Below are 18,436 nucleotides of genomic sequence, written 5' to 3' on the forward strand. Positions count from 1 at the left end.
TCAGTCCAGGCTCGTTGACGGTTGCCCCTGCCAGTAGGCGCGGGCCGTGGCGACGTCCGCTTCGATCGCCGCCTTGAGGGCCTCCAGAGAGGCGAATTTCTGTTCGTCGCGGACCTTCTGCACGAAGGTCACGCTGAGGTGGCGGCCATAGAGGTCGCCGGAAAAGTCCAGCAGATGGATTTCCAGGTGCGGCCGGCCATCGCCCTGCACCGTCGGCCGCTGGCCGATGTTGGCCACGCCAGGCACCACCTGCCCATCGATCAGGCTGCTGACCAGATAGACGCCACGCAGCGGCGGTCGGCGCCGCTTGAGCTGGACATTGGCCGTGGGCCAGCCCAGCTGGCGCGCCAGCTTCTGGCCGTGCAACACCCGCCCCGAGAGGCTGTAGGGGCGCCCCAGCATGCGCGCGGCCAGGGCCAGATCGCCGTCGGCCAGGGCCTGGCGGATCAGGGTACTGCTCACCCGCAGGCCATCCAGTTCGACGGTGGTGGCGGCTTCCAGGGTGAAGCCATGATCGCGGGCAGCCAGATTCAGGTAGGTGAAGTCGCCGGCGCGGTCGCAGCCGAAGCGGAAGTCGTCACCGATCTCCAGGTGCCTCACGCCCAGGCCTTCCACCAGTACCTGCTGGACGAAGGCCTCGGCGGACAATTCGCGCAACCGCCGATTGAAATTCAGGCAGAGCACGTTGTCGACGCCCAGGCGCGCGAAACATTCCAGTTTCTCACGCAGGCGCGTCAGGCGCACCGGCGCGATGTCGGGCAGGAAGAATTCACGGGGCTGCGGTTCGAAGATCACCACGCAACTGGGCACCCCGAGCTCCGCCGCCCGCTCACGCAGCCGCGCGAGGATGGCCTGGTGCCCCAGGTGAACCCCGTCGAAGTTGCCAATGGTGGCAACGCAGCCCTTGGGAAAGGCGTCGAGATGGTGGAGACCGCGAAACAGCTGCATGGATAGGGATTGCTCAGAAATTAATCGATTATATCCGGATGCCCGCCGCGAGGACAGGCACACACCCGGCCTTGTGCAATCACAGCACCGCGCGCCGGTTGAAGTCGCGCACGCGGAAGCCGAGCAGGAAGAGACTGGCGAAATAGGCCAGCACCCCCGCCGCGACCAGCCCGCCCAGACGCAGCAGGCGCTGCCACATCAGTCCTTCGCTCCAGCTGGGCAGCAGCTGCATCAGACCGAACAGGACGGCGGTCATCACCGCCACCGCGACCAGCAGCCGGAGCAGGAAGCCCGTCCAGCCGGGCTGGGGGATGAACAGGTTATGGCGGCGCAACTGCCAGAATAAAAGGCCGGCGTTGAGACAGGCCGCCAGACCTATGGCCAGCGCCAGGCCGACGTGCTGCAGCGGCCCGATCAGGACCAGGTTGAGCACCTGGGTCACCGCCAGGGTGAAAATGGCGATCTTTACCGGCGTCTTGATGTTCTGCTGGGCATAGAAGCCCGGCGCCAGCACCTTGACCAGGATGATCCCGAGCAACCCCACGGCATAGGCGACCAGCGCCCGCTGGGTCATCAGGGCATCGTGGGCATCGAAGCGACCGTACTGGAACAGCGAGACGGTCAGGGGCTCGGACAGCAGCGCCAGGGCCGCGGAGCAAGGCAGCACCAGCAGGAAGCAGAGTCGCAGACCCCAGTCGAGCAATCGCGAATACTCCTGGCGATCGGCCTTGGCGTAGGTGCGCGACAGCGCCGGCAGCAGGATGGTCCCGAGCGCCACGCCGAGCACGCCGGAAGGCAACTCCATCAGGCGATCGGCGTAGTACATCCAGGACACCGAGCCGGCCGCCAGGAAGGAGGCGAAGATGGTGTTGATGATCAGCGAGATCTGGCTGACCGAGACCCCGAGGATCGCCGGCCCCATCTGCTTCATGACCCGCCAAACGCCGGTATCGCGCAGATTCAGCCGCGGCAGCACCAGCATGCCGATGCGCTTGAGGTGCGGCAGCTGATAGAGGAACTGGGCCAGGCCGCCCACCAGGGTCGCCCAGGCCAGCGCCATGATCGGCGGATCGAAATAGGGCGTCAGGAACAGCGCGAAGATGATCATGCTGATGTTGAGCAGGGTCGGCACGAAGGCCGGCACGCTGAATCTGTTCCAGGTATTGAGCACGGCGCCGGCCAGGGAGGCCAGGGAGATCAGCAGGATGTAGGGAAAGGTCACCCGCAAGAGGCTGGACGTGAGGGCGAATTTCTCCGGGGTATCGGCAAAGCCCGGCGCGGTGATCCAGATCACCAGGGGCGCGGCCAGCATGCCCAGCACCGTGACCACCGCCAGCACCAGGGTCAGCAGGCCGCTGACATAGGCCAGGAAGGTACGGGTGGCCTCCTCGCCCTGCTGGGCCTTGTATTCGGCCAGGATGGGCACGAAGGCCTGGGAAAAGGCGCCCTCGGCGAAGATGCGGCGCAGGAGATTGGGCAACTTGAAGGCGACGAAGAAGGCGTCGGTGGCCATGCCGGCGCCAAAGGTGCGGGCGACGATGGTGTCGCGCACGAAACCCAGCACGCGGGACAGCATGGTCATGGAGCTGACGGCGGCCAGGGACTTGAGCAGATTCATGGCAGGGAGAGGACTCGGTGAACGCAGCGGGACGTGACGAAAGAAGCGCGCGAGCGCAGTCGGGCGATGGACACAAGCGATCGAGTGTAACGAGGCCCTTCATCGGCGACCAGCCGGATATCCATCCAGACGGCCTTGACAGCCGCCGCCAGGGACGTCAAGATTCGCGACCTTAATTTAGCTCTGTACTTGCTACAGAGTTCGCTCTGTACCCAATACAGTCTTTTTCGAAGGAGCTCCACGGTGGCTAACTCCCCCTCCGCCAAAAAACGCGCCAAACAGGCTGAGAAGCGTCGCAGCCACAATGCGAGCCTGCGCTCCATGGTGCGTACCTACATCAAGAACGTCGTCAAGGCGATCGAAGCCAAGGACCTGGAAAAAGCCAAGTCCGCTTATGTTGCTGCCGTTCCGGTCATCGACCGCATGGCCGACAAGGGCATCATCGACAAGAACAAGGCCGCTCGTCACAAGAGCCGCCTGAACGCTCACATCAAGGCCCTGGCTACCCCCGCCGCTGCCTGATAAGCGTTCGAATAAAAAACCGGCCTAGGCCGGTTTTTTATTGCCTGCAATTCGAGCACCCAACGCCTCCGGAGAGGCGCCAGGAGCGACGATCGTCAGACCAGGACCAGATTGTCCCTGTGGATCAGTTCGGGCTCGTAGACGTAGCCCAGCTCGACGACGATGGCATCCGAGGGCCGCCCCAGGATGCGCCGCGCCTCGGTCGCACTGTAGTTGACCAGGCCACGCGCCACCTCGCGCCCATCCGGACCGACGCAGGCGACCATCTCGCCCCGTCGGAAGCTGCCTTCCAGCTCCCGCACCCCCACCGGCAACAGACTGCGATGACCGCCCACCAGGGCCTCTACCGCACCGGCATCCAGGCGCAGAGTGCCACGCACCTGCAGATGCCCAGCCAGCCACTGCTTGCGCGCCGCCACCAGGCCGCGCTCGGGTGACAGCAGGGTTCCCAGCTGCTCGCCCTGCTGCAGGCGACTGAGCACCTGCTGGATACGCCCGCCGACGATGACGGTATAGGCACCGGAACGCGCTGCCAGACGGGCGGCACGCAACTTGGTCTGCATGCCGCCACGCCCCAAGGCGCCACCGGTACCGCCGGCGACCAGATCCAGGGCCGGATCGTCGGCACGCGCCTCACTGATGAGGCTGGCGTCGGGATTGTTGCGCGGATCGGCGTCGAACATGCCATCGCGATCGGTGAGGATGACCAGCAGATCGGCCTCGACCAGGTTGGCCACCAGGGCGGCCAGGGTGTCGTTGTCGCCGAAGCGGATCTCGTCGGTCACGACGGTATCGTTTTCGTTGATCACCGGCACCACGCCCAGGCTCACCAGCGTCCGCAAGGTACTGCGGGCGTTGAGATAGCGCTTGCGATCGGACAGGTCGTCATGGGTCAGCAGGATCTGTGCGGTCTGCACCCGGTGTTCGGCAAAGCTGGATTCCCAGGCCTGCACCAACCCCATCTGCCCCACCGCCGCGGCCGCCTGCAATTCGTTGATGGCGGTCGGGCGCTGCGCCCAGCCGAGCCGGCTCATGCCCGCCGCCACCGCGCCCGAGGACACCAGCACCAGCTCGATGCCCGCCTGGTGCAGGGCCACCATCTGCTCGACCCAGCCGGCCATGGCCCCGCCATCCAGACAACGACCGTCGTCGGTCAGCAGGGCACTGCCGATCTTCACCACCCAGCGCTGGGCGCCAGACACCTGATCACGCATGGGCAAGCTCCTTTCTTACCGTACGTAGAAGATTTCCGGACCGTCGCCGTCGTCTTCGTCATCGAAGTCGTCATCGGCATCGTCCACCGCCTTGACGCCGGACCGGCGCAGGGCACGCTGGTCATCCAGCGCCTGCAGCCGCGCCCGCGCCTCGTCCTCGATGCGCTGATCGAGTTCTTCCAGCGCTTCGGCATAGGCCGGATCCTCGGCGAGGCGCAGGGTACGCTCGTCGAGATACTGCATGATCGCCTGGCAGAGCTGCTCGGTTCCTTCGCGCTCCAGCGCGGAGATGACAAAGACCGGACCCTGCCAGTCCAGGTGCTCGACCACCGCCTTGAGGCGCTCTTCGCGCTCGTCGTCGAGCAACTGGTCGGCCTTGTTCAGCACCAGCCAGCGGTCACGCTCGCCCAGCGCCGGGCTGAACTTGGTCAGCTCGTTGATGATGGTCTCGGCAGCCTCGGCCGGATCGCTCTCATCCAGGGGCGCCATGTCGACGAGGTGCAGCAGCAGCCGGGTTCGCGCCAGGTGCTTGAGGAAGCGGATCCCCAGACCGGCACCTTCGGAGGCGCCCTCGATCAGCCCCGGAATGTCGGCGACCACGAAGCTCTTGAAGCGCCCCACGCTGACCACACCCAGGTTCGGCACCAGGGTGGTGAAGGGATAGTCCGCCACCTTGGGCTTGGCAGCCGATACCGCCCGGATGAAGGTGCTCTTACCGGCATTGGGCAGGCCGAGCAGACCGATGTCCGCCAGCACCTTGAGCTCCAGCTTGAGATCACGCTCTTCGCCGGGCTTGCCGGGCGTGGTCTGCCGCGGCGCACGGTTGGTGCTGGATTTGAAACGAGTATTGCCGAGGCCGTGCCAGCCGCCCTGAACCACACGGATGCGCTGACCGGGCTGGGTCAGGTCACCAATGATTTCCTGGGTCGCCGCATCGATCACCGTGGTGCCCACAGGGACCGGCAGCACCAGGTCTTCACCCTTGGCGCCGGTGCACTCGGTGCTCCCGCCCTTTTCACCGTTCTGCGCGGTGAAACGTCGGGTGTAACGGTAATCGACCAGGGTGTTCAGGTTGATGTCGGCTTCGAGCCAGATCGACCCGCCATCGCCGCCGTCACCGCCATTGGGGCCACCCTTCTCGATGAATTTCTCCCGGCGGAAACTCATCATGCCGTTGCCGCCGTCACCCGCTTTTACGTGTATGGATACTTCATCGACGAATTTCATCTGGACCTCCCGCGCTCGCGGGCCGCTGCAAACAAGGAACTAGTGTGGTACTTCAGGAGTTCGCGCAAGAATTGGCGAGTGTTTTTTGCCGGTTCGGCGTTCCGACTGGGCTAGGCGCCGCGACGAGTCATAGCAGGGCTATGGCGAGGAGTGACAACAACGCCCAGGCGGAAAAAGCGCCGCCAAAATTGTGCAGATAACTTCTGAAACACCACACTAGCTTAACTACAAACGAAAAAGCCCCGTCGGGTAGACAGGGCTTTTCTTTCGTCACAGGCCTTAGGCGGCGGCGACGATGCTCACGTAACGACGGCCGAAGGCGCCCTTCACGTCGAACTTGATCACGCCGTCCACTTTCGCGAACAGGGTGTGATCCTTGCCGAGGCCCACGCCGTAACCGGCATGGTACTGGGTGCCGCGCTGACGCACGATGATGTTACCGGCCTTGACGACCTGGCCGCCGTACAGCTTCACGCCAAGGCGCTTGCTTTCGGAATCGCGACCGTTACGAGTAGAACCACCCGCTTTTTTGTGTGCCATGAGTCAATTCTCCGTTAGAGGCGAGATCAGGCCTGGATGCCAGTGATCTTGATTTCGGTGAACCACTGACGGTGGCCCTGACGCTTCATGTGATGCTTACGACGACGGAATTTGATGATGGTGACCTTGTCGTGACGGCCCTGGGCGGTCACTTCGGCGGTCACTTTGGCACCATCAACGACCGGCAGACCGATCTTGACGTCGTCACCGTTGCCAACCAGCAGAACCTGGTCGAAGGTGACGGTTTCACCGGTGGCGATGTCGAGCTTCTCGACCTTCAGGTATTCGCCTTCGGCGACCTTGTATTGCTTGCCACCGGTAACGATAACTGCGTAGGACATGGTAAATCTCCGTTAAACCTGCTCACCCGGTGCTTTATAGGAGGTATCGTCGACCGGCATGGCTGCACGGGACCGGAAGGACCGCCGCGCAATTGCGTAAGACAGGGGGTCAACCCTAGGAATGTTCAGGGCCCGCGATTCTACGCAAGCCCGGGCCAGGAGGCAAGAGCCGCCCGCCCGCGCCTTGACAGCCCCCCACCCCACCCCTAGCATGCCGCGCAACCTCGTTCAGCGGCCATGCCGGGCCGGTGCCCAACCGAATCGGCAGGAGCGGCGAGCCGCGGGAGCGCGATGGCTATCCCTGGGCATGGCACTCGTGCCGGTCCCTAGGGCATAGTCTGGCGGTCATGCGCCATCCGGCCGCCTGAATATTGCCCGGACCTCCAGTGGACACCTCTCAATGACGCAGCAATCCCAGTCCTTCTATCGCGTGGTGACGGACGATTTCGCCGCCGTAGACGGCATCATCCGCCAGCAGCTGACCTCGCGCGTGCCGCTGGTCGAGAAGATTGGCGACTACATCGTCTCCGCAGGTGGCAAGCGCCTGCGTCCGCTGCTGGTGCTGCTGGCCGGCAAGGCGCTCGGGCGCGCCGACCATGATCTACAGTTGCTGGCGGCGACCATCGAATTCCTGCACACCTCCACCCTGCTGCACGACGACGTCGTCGATGCCTCGGGAATGCGCCGTGGCCGCTCCACCGCCAACGCCCTCTGGGGTAATGCCCCCAGCGTCCTGGTCGGCGACTTCCTCTATGCCCGCTCGTTCGAGATGATGGTGGCGCTGGGCTCCATGGAGGTGATGCGCATCATCTCCCAGGCCACTCGCGTCATCGCCGAGGGCGAGGTGCTGCAGCTGTCGAAGATCCGCGACGCCAGCACCACCGAAGAAATCTACATGGAGGTCATTCGCGGCAAGACCGCGATGCTCTTCGAGGCCTCCACCCACAGCGCGGCGATCCTGGCCGGCGCCAGCACCGAGCAGGCGGACGCCCTGCGCCGCTATGGCGATCACCTGGGCGTGGCCTTCCAGCTGGTCGACGACCTGCTCGACTACCAGGGCGACGCCGTGGCCCTCGGCAAGAACGTCGGTGACGACCTGGCCGAGGGCAAGCCGACCCTGCCGCTGATCGTGACCATGCGCGAAGGCACTGCCGAACAGGCCGCCCTGGTACGCCAGGCGATCCGCCAGGGCGGCAGCCAGGACCTGGAAGGCGTGCGCGCCGCGGTCGAAGCCGCCGGCGCCCTGGACTACACCGCTCGCAAGGCGCAGGAATTCGCCGAGCGGGCCATCGCCTGCCTGGACGCCCTGCCCGCCAGCGAATATCGCGACGCTCTCGCCGACCTGGGTCGCTTCTCGGTGGCCCGTACCCACTGAGGCCTGCCGTCGCCTGACCAAGCCCGCCGTCGCCAGACTGCGGGCTTTTTTCATGTCCTACTAAAAAAGTCAGGTAATCGGCTTGCTATTTAGCGAATAAGAATTATTCTCATGAATAGTACAGCAGGAGCTCTTGCCATGACTTATCTGATCGACGCCTGGCTGGACCGGCCGCATCCCTACCTGCGCATCCTCAACCGGGAAACCGGCAAGGTCTGCGCGGAGCTGGACGAGACGGCCCTGGAAGAACTCAAGGACCTGGGCGAGCTGGATCTGCACAGCCTCACCTCCAGCGAACCGCGGGTGGTGAAGGAGCAGATCCGCCAGGTCTTCCTGTTCAGCTACGCCCTTGCGCTGCGCCCGGACAACGAGGCGCTGCGGCTGGACTGCTAGCGTTAAAGGACGTCGAGCAGCTCGACGTCGAACACCAGCACGCTGTGCGGCGGGATGCCGCCGACGCCCTGGGCGCCGTAGGCCAGTTCGCTAGGCACATGCAGGCGCCACTTGCTGCCGGCAGGCATCAGTTGCAGGGCCTCGGTCCAGCCGGCGATCACGCCGCCCACCGGAAACTCGGCCGGCTGGCCGCGCTGGTAGGAGCTGTCGAACACGCTGCCGTCGATGAGGGTGCCGTGGTAGTGGGTACGCACCTGGTCTTCGCGAGTCGGCGTAGCGCCGTCACCCTGGGTGAGCACCTCGTATTGCAGACCGGACGGCAGCACCACGACGCCAGGGCGCTCGGCATTGGCCTTCAGGTAGTCGACGCCTTCCTGGGCGGCAGCGGCGGCCTTGACCTGGGCTTCCGCCTGCATGCGCTCGCGGATGACCCGGAAGCTGGCGTTCAGCGACTCGACGTCCACCCGGGAATCCTGGCCGTCAAAGGCCTCGTTGAGACCGGCGAGCACGGCCGCCAGCTGCATGCCGGGGACCGGATTCTGGCGCAGCTGATCGCCCAGCTGGCGGCCGATGCCGTAGCTGACGCGGGCTTCGTCGGTGTCGAGCAGGATGTCGTTCATAGCAGCCTTTCCATCGTCAAAAAGGAGCCGAGCCTAGCACATCAGGGATTCGACTCGCCGCCGCCCAGGCTGCCACGCTGCCGGCGACAGCGCTCGGAGCAGTAGCGCACCTCGTCCCAGTTGCGCTCCCACTTCTTGCGCCAGGCGAAGGGCCGCTGGCAGACCGGACAGAGCTTGGTGGGCAGATCGCCCTTCTTCATAGGGATTCTCCTGCGTCGATACGCGCCAGCAGTGCCTCGCCGCGCTGCCAGAGCGCCTGTTGCCGCTCGGGAGCCTGACGATCGAGGTTGCGATAGAGATTGAGCATGCGCGGATAGTGGGCGAAGCGCCCGCGATGACGGATCAGGAAATGCCAGTAGAGGGCATTGAAGGGGCAGGCTCGCTCGCCCAGGGCCTCGCCGACCTGATAGTGGCAACCCTTGCAGTAGTCGGACTGCCGGCGGATGTACTGGCCACTGGCGCAATAGGGCTTGCTCGCCAGATAGCCGCCGTCCGCATGCATCACCATGGCCTGGGTGTTGGGCAGCTCGACCCACTCGAAGGCGTCCAGGTAGACCGCCAGGTACCACTCGCCGATAGCCTGGGGCGCGATGCCGGCCAGCAGGGCGAAGTTGCCGGTGACCATCAGCCGCTGGATATGGTGAGCGTAGCTCAGCGCCAGGGTCTGGCCGATGGTCTCGCGCAGGCAGGCCATGCGGGTCGCCCCGGTCCAGTAGAACGCCGGTAGCGCCCGGGTATTGCCCAGCACATTGAGCTCCCGGTATTCGGGCATGCGCAGCCAGTAGACGCCATGGACATACTCCCGCCAACCGATCAGCTGACGCAGAAATCCCTCGGCGCTGTTGAGCGGCACCCTGCCCTCGCGATAGGCGGCGTCAACGTCGGCGCAGAGCTGACGCAGGTCCAGCAGTCCGATGTTCAGCGCCGCTCTGATCCGGGCGTGATGCAGATAGGGCTCGCCACAGGCCATGGCGTCCTGGTAGTGGCCGAAGTCGCGCAGGCCCGACGCCAGGAAATGCTGCCAGAGGCGCTCGGCATCGATACGGGTCACCGGATAGTCGAAGCCCTCCAGCCGGCCATAGTGATGGGCGAAGCGCTGCCCGACCAGGTCGAGCACCTCCCGGGTACAGGCATCGGGCGGGCAACTGAAGGGCTCGGAGACCGGATGGTCCTTGGGCAGGGCCTTGCGATTGTCCTTGTCCAGATTCCAGACGCCACCGCAAGGCTCGTCTGGCCCCCCCATCAGCCAGCCGTGTCGCCTGCGCATGCCGCGATAGAAGGCCTCCATCCGCAACTCGGTACGGGCCCCGGCCCAGCGGGCGAAGGCGCCGCGGCTGCAGAGGAATCGGTCATCGCCGTGCCATTGCACGGGCACCGCCAGATCGAGTCCCCGTAGTGCCTGCTCCAGACGCCATTCACCGGCCTCGGTCAGGTGAACCTCGCGTGCGCCCGTCTTCTTTGCCCAGAAAGCGATCTCGGCCGGCAGCGAGCCCTGATTGTCCGGTTCATCCAGGGTGCGGTAGTGGACCCGGAAGCCACGCGCGCGCATCTCGCTAGCGAAGTGGCGCATAGCGCTGAAGATCAGGGCGATCTTGCGCGGGTGGTGCGGGACATAGCTGGCTTCTTCCCGGACCTCGGCGAGCAGCAACACGTCCTGCGCGGGATCGGCCTCGCGCAGGGAGGCCAGCCGGGGCGACAGCTGATCGCCAAGGACCGGAAGCAGGCGCCGGACGGCGCCGTCGCTCAAAAGGCGTTCCGGTAGTTCAGCGGGATCTTCAGGGGCTCGGCCGAGCGTGGCGCCATGCCGACCATCTCGTCATAGGCGCTGTGCTGGATGAGAAAGCACGGCAGTGCCGGCAGGTCGGCCAGCAGACGGCGGGCCTGGGCGGCGGAGCCCAGGCGGTAGAAGTGGCCATCCCGCCCGGTCAGCCGCGTGCGACCGTCCTGGGTGAGTACCTCGAGCACATAGAAACCGCCCTCGATGGACAGCAGATTGAGTTCACGGACCTCGCCGGCCTGGGCGCGCTGGGTCAATTCCGGCAATTGCATGGAAACCTCCGGGTCGAGATCGACGCCAGGGGCGGCGTCGATCGGCAGCTGTGAGCATTCGACAACCTAGGACAAGCAAGCGCAGCGGCGCAATCCACAAAGCGTAAACGAAAGCTGCCGGCGGTGGACGAGTGGCCGCCCGGCCCGTCAGTGCTTGGTCAGCCGATCCAGATAGCCCATGGCGAAGGCCGAGACCACGAACACCAGATGGATGATCACGTACCACTTGAGGTATTCGGGATTGGTGTTCTGGGCATCCATGAAGATGCGCAGCAGGTGGATCGAGGAGATGGCGACGATGGAGGCAGCCACCTTGTTCTTCAGCGAGCCCGAATCCATCTTGCCCAGCCAGCTGAGCTTTTCCGAGCCTTCGTCGATGTCCAGCTGGGACACGAAGTTCTCGTAGCCGGAGATCATCACCATGACCAGCAGGCCACCCACCAGCGCCATGTCGATGAGCGACAGGACCAGCAGGATGAGTTCGGCTTCGGTGGATTGGAAGATGTGCGGCAGGACGTGGAAGACTTCCTGAAAGAACTTGAGCGCCAGCAGCACCAGTGCCAGGGACAACCCCAGATAGATGGGGGCCAGCAGCCAGCGGGAGGCGTAAAGGGCTTTTTCGATCAGACGTTCCATGCAGACTCGCTCGGATTACCAGGGCCGGGCGAGTATACCGGGGCGGTGCGGGCGGACCAATGCGGCAGGTTATACCTGACTCAGGCGTCGGGGCCGACCTGGAAACGCACCTGCTGGTGGGCACGCTCGCCGTTCATCTTGCGCAGTTCGCTCTGCATGTGCAGGCGCCAGATCTGGGTTTCCTCGACCTGGATATAGCCCTGCTCCACCAGGTTCTCGGCGATGGCGGTCATGACGCCTTCGGCCGCCTTGGGACCGTGGAAAGGCCCCTGGGCCTTGATCGCGGTGGGCTGCTGGCCATTCAGGCCGGCGGCGCACAACAGGGTCCAGAGGCCCTGCTCCTGACCGAGCGGCTTGATTTCGCATTCGATACGGGTGACGAGGCCCAGGCAGGGACGGATCAGGGTAATGGTGCGGGACATGGCGTCATCCTCTCGAAGCGCTCGATGCTCGCCGGTCCTAGGCCAGAGGTATCCACAAAGGCTGTGGACAACCCTGTTGGTCAACAGGGGGCAAGCGGGTCTGGGCGCCGTGCTACTTGGGCTGCGACGCCTTGTACAAAATCCGACCTGCCCCCTGGACCTCAGTTCTCCTCCGCTTCGTTGTTTTTCCCTTTTGCCTTGGAGTTATCACTGAGTTTGTCGGCCAGTTCATCTTCCAGCTCGAGCTCGGCGATTTCCTTGAGACGCTGCACCACGCGCGCATTGACGCTGCCGTCCGGGAAGCGACCCTTGGCATCCGGTGCCCCGGCGGGCTCGCCCACCAGCAGCGACAGAGCCTCGTCCGCCTGGCGGACGGCATAGACATGGAACAGCCCTTCGCGTACCGCTTCGAGCACGGTCTCGTCGAGCATCAGGTTGGTGACGTTGGCGCGCGGGATGATCACGCCCTGCTCGCCGGTCAGACCGCGGGCCTGGCAGAGGCGGAAGAAGCCTTCGATCTTCTCGTTCACCCCGCCGACCGGCTGCACCTCGCCGAACTGGTTGATGGAGCCGGTGATGGCGAAGCACTGCTTGAGCGGCGTGCGGGACAGCGCGGAGATCAGGGTGCAGGCCTCGCCGAGGGAGGCGCTGTCGCCATCGACATAGCCATAGGACTGCTCCAGGGCGATGCTGGCAGAGATCGACAGTGGAAATTCCTGGGCATAGCGACTGCCCAGGTAGCCGGTCAGGATCATCACGCCCTTGGAGTGGATCGGCTGCCCCAGGCTGACCTCGCGCTCGATGTCGAGAATACCGCTGGCACCTGGATAGACCGTGGCGGAAATGCGCGCCGGCATGCCGAAGGCGGAATCGGCCACTTCCAGCACGGTGAGGCCGTTGCACTTGCCCACCGCCGCACCCTGGGTGTCGATGAGGATGAGTCCGGTCAGCATGTCGTCCAGTACCCGGGCGCAGACGCGACCGGTGCGGGTTTCCTTGGCCTTGAGCGCGCGCTCGACATGGCCCTTGTCGGTACGCTCGTCGCCGGCCAGGTGGCGGATGAAGTCGGCTTCGCTGACCAGCTGGAACAGATCGCCGATACGCGCCGACAGCCGTCCCTGGTGTTCGGCCAGCCGGGCACTGTAGGTGGCCAGCCGCGCCACGGCCGCGGAGGTCAGGGGCGCCATGCCCTCTTCCGAGGTGCGCGTCTTGATCAACTGGGCGAACTGCTCGAGGCTTTCGTCGCGCAGCGGCAGCTCCTCGTCGAAGTCCACCAGCACCCGGAACATCTCTTGGAAGTCCGAATCCAGCTCCTGCAGGGTGTAGTAGATGTTGCGCGAGCCGATGATGATGACCTTGAGCTGCAGCGGGATCTGCTGCGGCGCCAGGCTCATGGCGGTGAGCCGCCCCAGTTCGGCCAGCGGCGATTCCATCTTCAGCTGACGCGAATGCAGGGCGCGCTTGAGTGCGTCCCAGACGAAGGGCTCGGTCAGCAGCTTGTCCGCCTCGACGATGAGGAAGCCGCCATTGGCGCGATGCAGCGCGCCGGGGCGCAGCTGGCGATAGTTGGTGTAGAGCGCGCCCTGATCGGACTGGTATTCGATCCGGCCGAAGAGGTTGTCGTAGGTCGGATGGGACTCGAACACCACCGGGGCACCGCCGGTGACGTGGTGGCCGATGATCAGATTGGGTTCGTACTGCTCGCGCAATTCCTTGCGCCGCTGCATGTCGGGCTTGGCGTCGTCGGCCAGTTGCTCGACCACCGTCTTGAGCAGATCCACCTGCATGGCCTGCAGATAGGCGCAGACCCCGGGATTGTCGTTGTACTTCTCCGACAGCGGCGCCAGCAGCGGTTGCAGGGCCTGGATGATGGTGTCTTCGTTCAGGGCACGCAGCTGGTTGCTCGACTCGCGCCGCCACTGCGGCAGGCTGGCCAGCTCTTCGTTGAGGCGCTCTTCCAGGCTGGAGATGTCGGCGTGGAAACGCTCGCGCTCGGCTTCGGGCAACTGGGCGAATTCGGCTTCGTCCAGCGCCTTGCCTTCCTTCATCGGGGTGAAGGCGACATTGTTGGCGTCGCGGTAGAGGGCGATCTCCTTTTCCAGGGCGAGCTTTTCCACCACGTCCAGCGCCTGGTCATAGCGCTGGTTGAAGGCGCGCTCGATGGCGCTCTTCTTCTGCTGGAAGGCCGGATGCTCGAACACCGCCGGGAAGGTCGCCAGCAGGTTGTCGATGAAATGGGCCATGTCGGCCACGAAGGCCTCGCCCTCGCCGGGGGGCAACTCCAGCACGCTCGGCGCGCGGGGCTCTTCGAAGTGATTCAGGTACACCCAGTCGTTGGGCGTCGGCTGGCGCTTGGCTTCGGCCTTGAGATAGCGCTGGACGAAGGAGAAACGACCGGTACCCGGCTCGCCCATGACAAAGACGTTGTAGCCGGGCCGCGGCATGGCCACGCCGAACTGCAGGGCTTCCACCGCACGTTCCTGACCCAGGATGCCGCGGAAGGGCTCGAGCTGATCGGTATCGGCGAAGGAAAACTGTTCGGGGGCGAAGGGGCGGGTCAGCTCATCAGGGGCGAGCCGGAGACCGGCTGCGACGGGATCGTGCATCGTAAGTCCTTGTCAGGCATGCAAGCAGTGCCCGCATTCTGCGACCGGGATGACAGCCGAAGCAAGGCAAGCGGCGCTCCGCCGCGTATTTAAGCGCAGCGGTTCGAAGGGCTGGCCATGACGTCCGTCGGTATTTTTCAACCCGGACGTTTTTTGACGAAATTCTCACTAGGCACCAACTAAGCTCTCTACACAGGGATCAGACGTAGTATCCCGTGAGGAGGCTCCCATGGCTGTCTCTCGTCGTCTCGCCTCGTTGTGCGTCCTGCTGGCCAGTCTCACGGCTTGCACCAGTTACCACGACCAGTTGATCGCCAAGGGCTATCCCCCGGCCTATGCCGACGGCTTCAGCGACGGCTGCCAGACCGGCAAGCAGGCGGTCAATGGCATCGGTTACGAACACAAGGACGCCCGCCGCTTCGCCGCGGAAAAGCCCTACCAGCAGGGGTGGGATGCAGGCTACGCGCAATGCGTGCAGGTGGCCCAGCGCGAAGAGCAGCAGCGCTTCATCGAGCAGGTCCGGGAAAATCGCGAAAGCGCCGAATCGCTGCTGCAGCGCTCGAGAACACGTTGAGGTCGCAGCCAACCTTGCGACCCTGACAGGATGACCTATGCTGGCGGGCCCGCTAGTCGAGCCCTGCCGATGTCTGCCCGCTCTCCGCTGTTCGCCGTCGCCCTGTTGCTGGTCGCCATGACCTCGATCCAGACCAGCGCCAGCCTGGCCAAGACCCTGTTCCTGCGTCTCGATCCGGTGGGCGTCACTACCCTCAGGCTGATCTTCGCCGCCCTGGTCCTGCTGATCGTGCTGCGCCCCTGGCGCAACTTCCGCCGCGCGGCGCTGGGCAGCCTGCTGGGCTACGGCGTCGCCATGGGCGTGATGAACCTGACCATCTACCTGGCCATGCAGCGGCTGCCGATCGGCATCGCCGTGGGCCTGGAATTCGTCGGGCCGCTGGTGGTGGCGCTGTGCGCCTTGCGCCGCTGGCTGGACCTGCTGTGGATCGTGCTGGTGGTGGCCGGCCTGGCCGTACTCCTGCCCTTCGGCCACAACGCCTCGGCACTGGATCCGCTGGGCACCACCCTGGCCCTGGCTGCTGGCGCCTGCTGGGCGATCTACATCGTCCTGGGCAAGCGCGCCGGCGCGGTGCACGGTACCGGTACGGTGGCTTTCGGCGCCACCATCGCCGCCCTGGTCGTCCTGCCCCTCGGCGTCGCCCACAGCGGCAGCAATCTCCTGAAACCTGAAATCTGGCCGCTGGCGCTGGCCCTGGCGCTGATGTCCACGGCCATTCCCTATGCCCTGGAAATGGTCGTCCTGACCCGCCTGCCGGCCTCCACCTTCGGCACCCTGATGAGTCTGGAGCCGGCGCTGGGCGCCCTCTCCGGCTGGGTATTCCTCGGCGAGATCCTGGGCGTCGCCCAGTGGTTCGCCCTCGCCTGCATCATCGTCGCGTCCATCGGCGCTACCTGGAGCAGCCGGCTGACCCCGGAGCAAACGCCGCTCTAGACACTCTATAGCGAGGCGAATCCTCACGCGGAGCGACGACGATGATCTATCTGATAATGGGCGTCTCGGGCAGTGGCAAGACCACCCTGGGCGAACTCCTGGCCAGCCGGCTGGGCTGCCGTTTCGACGATGCCGACACCTTTCACAGCCAGGCCAACAAGGACAAGATGGCCAAGGGCGTCGCCCTCACCGACGAGGATCGCTGGCCCTGGCTGGATGCCATCCACGACGCCATGCAGCAGGCGCAGGCCGATGGCACCACCCGGGTGTTCGCCTGCTCGGCGCTGAAGAAGGTCTATCGCGATCGCCTGCTGAACGGCCTGGAAGGCGTTCGTCTGCTGTTCCTCAGGGGCTCACCCGAGCTCCTGGCCGAGCGCATCGGCAGTCGCCGCGGGCATTTCTTCGATCCCAAGCTCTTGCAGAGCCAGCTCGACACCCTGGAGGCGCCCGATCACCTGGAAGCCCAGGTGCTGGACGTGCGCAAGGCGCCCGAGCAACTGGTGGACGAGGTGCTGGAGCACGGCCACGGCGCCTGAACGCTGCGGCCGCCGGCTCAGACCGCGACCGGCGCCTTGATGTGCGGATGGGCCTGGTAGCCTTCCAGTTCGAAGTCCTCGAAACGGAACGCGAACAGGTCGGTGACCGCTGGATTGAGCTTCATGGTCGGCAGCGGCAGCGGCTCGCGGGTCAGCTGCAGATCGGTCTGCTCCAGGTGATTGGCATAGAGATGGCAATCACCGCCGGTCCAGATGAATTCGCCCGGTTGCAGTCCGGTGACCTGGGCCACCATCAGGGTCAGCAGCGCGTAGCTGGCGATGTTGAAGGGCACGCCGAGGAAGATGTCGGCGGAACGCTGATACAGCTGGCAGCTCAAGCGACCATCGGCGACATAGAACTGGAACAGCGCATGGCACGGTGGCAGCGCCATCTCGTCCACCAGCGCCGGATTCCAGGCCGAAACGATCAGGCGCCGCGAGTCGGGCTTAGCGCGGATCATGTCCACCACCCCGGCGATCTGGTCGATATGGCGCCCGTCCGGTGCCGGCCAGCTGCGCCATTGATAGCCGTACACGGGGCCCAGCTCGCCGTTCTCGTCGGCCCATTCGTCCCAGATGGATACGCCGTTGTCCTTCAGGTAGCGGATGTTGGTCTCGCCCTGCAGGAACCACAGCAGTTCGTGGATGATGGATCGCAGGTGGCACTTCTTGGTGGTGACCAGGGGAAAGCCCGCGGCGAGGTCGAATCTCATCTGGTAGCCGAAGACGCTGTAGGTCCCGGTGCCGGTGCGGTCGCTCTTGAAGGTGCCGTGTTCGCGCACGTGGCGCATCAGGTCGAGGTACTGTTTCATGGCGGGAGCGCTACCTGGCAAAAGGCAAATGGTATCAAATCACGCCTCGCGAAAGCGGTCGCGCTTGTCGCAGGCCTGATCATCGGACATAAAAAAAGCGGCCCTGAGGCCGCCCTTTTCTTCCCGTCCTCAGCTGTTGGCCGGCGGCGCCATGAGGGTCGCCGTTTCGCGTTCGCGCCGGGTGCTTTCCGAGGCCGTGGCATCCATGGCTTCCTGCAGGCCCTGCAGTCGCTTCTTCTCGGCGCGGCGGGTGAAGTACCAGGCGAAGAAGGTGAACAGCGAGACCGCCAGGAGGATCAGGCTGGCGATGGCGTTGATCTCCGGCTTCACGCCGAGGCGCACCGCGGAGAACACTTCCATCGGCAGGGTGGTCGAGCCGGGGCCCGAGACGAAGCTCGCCAGCACCAGGTCGTCCAGCGACAGGGCGAAGGACATCATGCCGCCCGCCGCCAGCGATGGCGCGATCATGGGAATGGTGATCAGCAGGAACACCTTCCACGGCCGGGCGCCCAGGTCCATGGCCGCCTCCTCGATGGACAGGTCCAGCTCGCGCAGGCGCGAGGAGACCACCACCGCCACATAGGAGGAGCAGAAGCTGGTGTGGGCGATCCAGATGGTGGTCACGCCCCGGTCCTGCGGCCAGCCGATCAGTTGCGCCATGGAGACGAACAGCAGCAGCAGCGACAGACCGGTGATCACCTCGGGCATCACCAGCGGCGCCGTGACCATGCCACCGAAGACGGTGCGACCACGGAAGCGCGGGATGCGGGTCAGTACGAAGGCCGCCAGGGTGCCGAGGATCACCGAGGAGATGGCCGTGTAGAAGGCGATCTCCAGGGAGCGGAACACCGCGCTCATCAGCTGGGTATTGTCCAGCAGGCCGACGTACCACTTCACCGACCAGCCGCCCCAGACGGTCACCAGGCGCGACTCGTTGAAGGAGTAGATGACCAGGATGACCATCGGCAGATAGATGAACAGCAGCCCGAGCACCAGCATCAGGTTGGTGAACTTGAGGCCTCTCATGGCTTGCCCTCCAGTTCCTTGGCTCGGCCCCAGAGTGGAGAGCC

Annotated in this window: 21 protein-coding genes; 6 read left to right on the forward strand and 15 right to left on the reverse strand. The window is 64.9% G+C overall.

Features of this window, described 5'->3' with window-relative positions; translation table 11 throughout:
- Together ribF and murJ are read right to left on the reverse strand one after the other, a co-directional pair.
- The gene (ribF, locus tag FHR73_RS17720; RefSeq protein WP_183633018.1) at positions 1 to 948 is read right to left on the reverse strand and encodes a bifunctional riboflavin kinase/FAD synthetase; all 948 of its coding nucleotides are present in this window, start codon (positions 946 to 948) and stop codon (positions 1 to 3) included.
- 79 nt (positions 949 to 1,027) lie between these two features.
- On the reverse strand, positions 1,028 to 2,566 hold the full coding sequence (murJ, locus tag FHR73_RS17725; RefSeq protein WP_183633019.1) for a murein biosynthesis integral membrane protein MurJ: 1,539 nt from the start codon (positions 2,564 to 2,566) through the stop codon (positions 1,028 to 1,030).
- Positions 2,567 to 2,809: 243 nt separating this feature from the next.
- Between murJ and rpsT the strand changes: the two genes are divergently transcribed.
- Positions 2,810 to 3,088, forward strand: a complete 279-nt coding sequence (gene rpsT, locus FHR73_RS17730) for a 30S ribosomal protein S20 (protein WP_007160795.1) — start codon at positions 2,810 to 2,812, stop codon at positions 3,086 to 3,088.
- Positions 3,089 to 3,183: 95 nt separating this feature from the next.
- Here rpsT and proB read toward each other — a convergent pair whose 3' ends face one another.
- The 4 genes from proB to rplU form a co-directional block, all read right to left on the reverse strand.
- Positions 3,184 to 4,302: a glutamate 5-kinase gene (gene proB / locus FHR73_RS17735; protein WP_183633020.1), complete on the reverse strand. Its 1,119-nt coding sequence runs from the start codon at positions 4,300 to 4,302 to the stop codon at positions 3,184 to 3,186.
- A 15-nt stretch (positions 4,303 to 4,317) separates the two neighbouring features.
- Positions 4,318 to 5,529 (reverse strand): Obg family GTPase CgtA, encoded by a 1,212-nt coding sequence (cgtA, locus tag FHR73_RS17740; RefSeq protein WP_133861314.1) that lies wholly within the window; start codon positions 5,527 to 5,529, stop codon positions 4,318 to 4,320.
- A 279-nt stretch (positions 5,530 to 5,808) separates the two neighbouring features.
- The gene (rpmA, locus tag FHR73_RS17745; RefSeq protein ID WP_007160792.1) at positions 5,809 to 6,069 is read right to left on the reverse strand and encodes a 50S ribosomal protein L27; all 261 of its coding nucleotides are present in this window, start codon (positions 6,067 to 6,069) and stop codon (positions 5,809 to 5,811) included.
- A 26-nt stretch (positions 6,070 to 6,095) separates the two neighbouring features.
- A complete protein-coding gene (rplU, locus tag FHR73_RS17750) occupies positions 6,096 to 6,410 on the reverse strand; it encodes a 50S ribosomal protein L21 (protein ID WP_007160791.1) in 315 nt (104 codons plus the stop codon).
- Positions 6,411 to 6,810: 400 nt separating this feature from the next.
- Between rplU and FHR73_RS17755 the strand changes: the two genes are divergently transcribed.
- Positions 6,811 to 7,785, forward strand: coding sequence for a polyprenyl synthetase family protein (locus tag FHR73_RS17755; RefSeq protein ID WP_183633021.1), 975 nt, complete (start codon positions 6,811 to 6,813; stop codon positions 7,783 to 7,785).
- Positions 7,786 to 7,923: 138 nt separating this feature from the next.
- Positions 7,924 to 8,178, forward strand: a complete 255-nt coding sequence (locus tag FHR73_RS17760) for a hypothetical protein (RefSeq protein WP_007160789.1) — start codon at positions 7,924 to 7,926, stop codon at positions 8,176 to 8,178.
- 2 nt (positions 8,179 to 8,180) lie between these two features.
- On the opposite strand, the gene FHR73_RS17765 is transcribed toward FHR73_RS17760, so the two are convergent.
- The 7 genes from FHR73_RS17765 to FHR73_RS17795 all read right to left on the reverse strand — a co-directional run bounded on the left by FHR73_RS17765 (position 8,181) and on the right by FHR73_RS17795 (position 14,511).
- Positions 8,181 to 8,798, reverse strand: a complete 618-nt coding sequence (locus FHR73_RS17765; RefSeq protein WP_183633022.1) for an FKBP-type peptidyl-prolyl cis-trans isomerase — start codon at positions 8,796 to 8,798, stop codon at positions 8,181 to 8,183.
- A 41-nt stretch (positions 8,799 to 8,839) separates the two neighbouring features.
- Positions 8,840 to 8,998 carry a DUF2256 domain-containing protein gene (locus FHR73_RS17770; RefSeq protein ID WP_183633023.1) on the reverse strand — a complete coding sequence of 53 codons (159 nt, stop codon included), beginning with the start codon at positions 8,996 to 8,998 and terminating at the stop codon, positions 8,840 to 8,842.
- Positions 8,995 to 10,545 carry a cryptochrome/photolyase family protein gene (locus tag FHR73_RS17775; protein ID WP_183633024.1) on the reverse strand — a complete coding sequence of 517 codons (1,551 nt, stop codon included), beginning with the start codon at positions 10,543 to 10,545 and terminating at the stop codon, positions 8,995 to 8,997. Before FHR73_RS17775 ends, FHR73_RS17770 begins: the two co-directional genes overlap by 4 nt.
- Positions 10,542 to 10,847, reverse strand: coding sequence for a DUF6482 family protein (locus tag FHR73_RS17780; RefSeq protein WP_183633025.1), 306 nt, complete (start codon positions 10,845 to 10,847; stop codon positions 10,542 to 10,544). The genes FHR73_RS17775 and FHR73_RS17780 overlap by 4 nt, the downstream gene beginning before the upstream one ends.
- A 147-nt stretch (positions 10,848 to 10,994) precedes the next feature.
- Positions 10,995 to 11,483 (reverse strand): TIGR00645 family protein, encoded by a 489-nt coding sequence (locus tag FHR73_RS17785; RefSeq protein WP_133861321.1) that lies wholly within the window; start codon positions 11,481 to 11,483, stop codon positions 10,995 to 10,997.
- 80 nt (positions 11,484 to 11,563) lie between these two features.
- On the reverse strand, positions 11,564 to 11,905 hold the full coding sequence (locus FHR73_RS17790; protein ID WP_007160783.1) for a hypothetical protein: 342 nt from the start codon (positions 11,903 to 11,905) through the stop codon (positions 11,564 to 11,566).
- Between the two features lie 161 nt (positions 11,906 to 12,066).
- The gene (locus FHR73_RS17795; RefSeq protein ID WP_183633026.1) at positions 12,067 to 14,511 is read right to left on the reverse strand and encodes a Lon protease family protein; all 2,445 of its coding nucleotides are present in this window, start codon (positions 14,509 to 14,511) and stop codon (positions 12,067 to 12,069) included.
- A gap of 229 nt (positions 14,512 to 14,740) precedes the next feature.
- Between FHR73_RS17795 and FHR73_RS17800 the strand changes: the two genes are divergently transcribed.
- The 3 genes from FHR73_RS17800 (at position 14,741) to FHR73_RS17810 (ending at position 16,554) form a co-directional block, all read left to right on the forward strand.
- The gene (locus FHR73_RS17800; protein WP_183633027.1) at positions 14,741 to 15,085 is read left to right on the forward strand and encodes a hypothetical protein; all 345 of its coding nucleotides are present in this window, start codon (positions 14,741 to 14,743) and stop codon (positions 15,083 to 15,085) included.
- A gap of 69 nt (positions 15,086 to 15,154) precedes the next feature.
- Positions 15,155 to 16,018 carry an EamA family transporter gene (locus FHR73_RS17805; protein WP_183633028.1) on the forward strand — a complete coding sequence of 288 codons (864 nt, stop codon included), beginning with the start codon at positions 15,155 to 15,157 and terminating at the stop codon, positions 16,016 to 16,018.
- 41 nt (positions 16,019 to 16,059) lie between these two features.
- Positions 16,060 to 16,554, forward strand: a complete 495-nt coding sequence (locus tag FHR73_RS17810; RefSeq protein ID WP_183633029.1) for a gluconokinase — start codon at positions 16,060 to 16,062, stop codon at positions 16,552 to 16,554.
- A gap of 17 nt (positions 16,555 to 16,571) precedes the next feature.
- Here the strand turns inward: FHR73_RS17810 and FHR73_RS17815 are convergent, their stop codons facing one another.
- Together FHR73_RS17815 and FHR73_RS17820 are read right to left on the reverse strand one after the other, a co-directional pair.
- Complete coding sequence (locus FHR73_RS17815; protein WP_027600868.1) at positions 16,572 to 17,366, reverse strand: thymidylate synthase; 795 nt, start codon at positions 17,364 to 17,366, stop codon at positions 16,572 to 16,574.
- A gap of 129 nt (positions 17,367 to 17,495) precedes the next feature.
- A complete protein-coding gene (locus FHR73_RS17820; protein ID WP_183633030.1) occupies positions 17,496 to 18,392 on the reverse strand; it encodes an ABC transporter permease subunit in 897 nt (298 codons plus the stop codon).
- Positions 18,393 to 18,436 lie beyond the last annotated feature (44 nt).

The organism is Pseudomonas sp. AS2.8 (genome assembly GCF_014190935.1).
Lineage (GTDB): Bacteria > Pseudomonadota > Gammaproteobacteria > Pseudomonadales > Pseudomonadaceae > Chryseomonas.

Coding starts and splice junctions, on each gene's coding strand:
- ribF (WP_183633018.1), bottom strand. CDS start 948: ATGCAGCTGTTTCGCGGTCTCCACCATCTCGACGCCTTTCCCAAGGGC.
- murJ (WP_183633019.1), bottom strand. CDS start 2,566: ATGAATCTGCTCAAGTCCCTGGCCGCCGTCAGCTCCATGACCATGCTG.
- proB (WP_183633020.1), bottom strand. CDS start 4,302: ATGCGTGATCAGGTGTCTGGCGCCCAGCGCTGGGTGGTGAAGATCGGC.
- cgtA (WP_133861314.1), bottom strand. CDS start 5,529: ATGAAATTCGTCGATGAAGTATCCATACACGTAAAAGCGGGTGACGGC.
- rpmA (WP_007160792.1), bottom strand. CDS start 6,069: ATGGCACACAAAAAAGCGGGTGGTTCTACTCGTAACGGTCGCGATTCC.
- rplU (WP_007160791.1), bottom strand. CDS start 6,410: ATGTCCTACGCAGTTATCGTTACCGGTGGCAAGCAATACAAGGTCGCC.
- FHR73_RS17755 (WP_183633021.1), top strand. CDS start 6,811: ATGACGCAGCAATCCCAGTCCTTCTATCGCGTGGTGACGGACGATTTC.
- FHR73_RS17760 (WP_007160789.1), top strand. CDS start 7,924: ATGACTTATCTGATCGACGCCTGGCTGGACCGGCCGCATCCCTACCTG.
- FHR73_RS17765 (WP_183633022.1), bottom strand. CDS start 8,798: ATGAACGACATCCTGCTCGACACCGACGAAGCCCGCGTCAGCTACGGC.
- FHR73_RS17770 (WP_183633023.1), bottom strand. CDS start 8,998: ATGAAGAAGGGCGATCTGCCCACCAAGCTCTGTCCGGTCTGCCAGCGG.
- FHR73_RS17780 (WP_183633025.1), bottom strand. CDS start 10,847: ATGCAATTGCCGGAATTGACCCAGCGCGCCCAGGCCGGCGAGGTCCGT.
- FHR73_RS17785 (WP_133861321.1), bottom strand. CDS start 11,483: ATGGAACGTCTGATCGAAAAAGCCCTTTACGCCTCCCGCTGGCTGCTG.
- FHR73_RS17790 (WP_007160783.1), bottom strand. CDS start 11,905: ATGTCCCGCACCATTACCCTGATCCGTCCCTGCCTGGGCCTCGTCACC.
- FHR73_RS17795 (WP_183633026.1), bottom strand. CDS start 14,511: ATGCACGATCCCGTCGCAGCCGGTCTCCGGCTCGCCCCTGATGAGCTG.
- FHR73_RS17800 (WP_183633027.1), top strand. CDS start 14,741: ATGGCTGTCTCTCGTCGTCTCGCCTCGTTGTGCGTCCTGCTGGCCAGT.
- FHR73_RS17805 (WP_183633028.1), top strand. CDS start 15,155: ATGTCTGCCCGCTCTCCGCTGTTCGCCGTCGCCCTGTTGCTGGTCGCC.
- FHR73_RS17810 (WP_183633029.1), top strand. CDS start 16,060: ATGATCTATCTGATAATGGGCGTCTCGGGCAGTGGCAAGACCACCCTG.
- FHR73_RS17815 (WP_027600868.1), bottom strand. CDS start 17,366: ATGAAACAGTACCTCGACCTGATGCGCCACGTGCGCGAACACGGCACC.
- FHR73_RS17820 (WP_183633030.1), bottom strand. CDS start 18,392: ATGAGAGGCCTCAAGTTCACCAACCTGATGCTGGTGCTCGGGCTGCTG.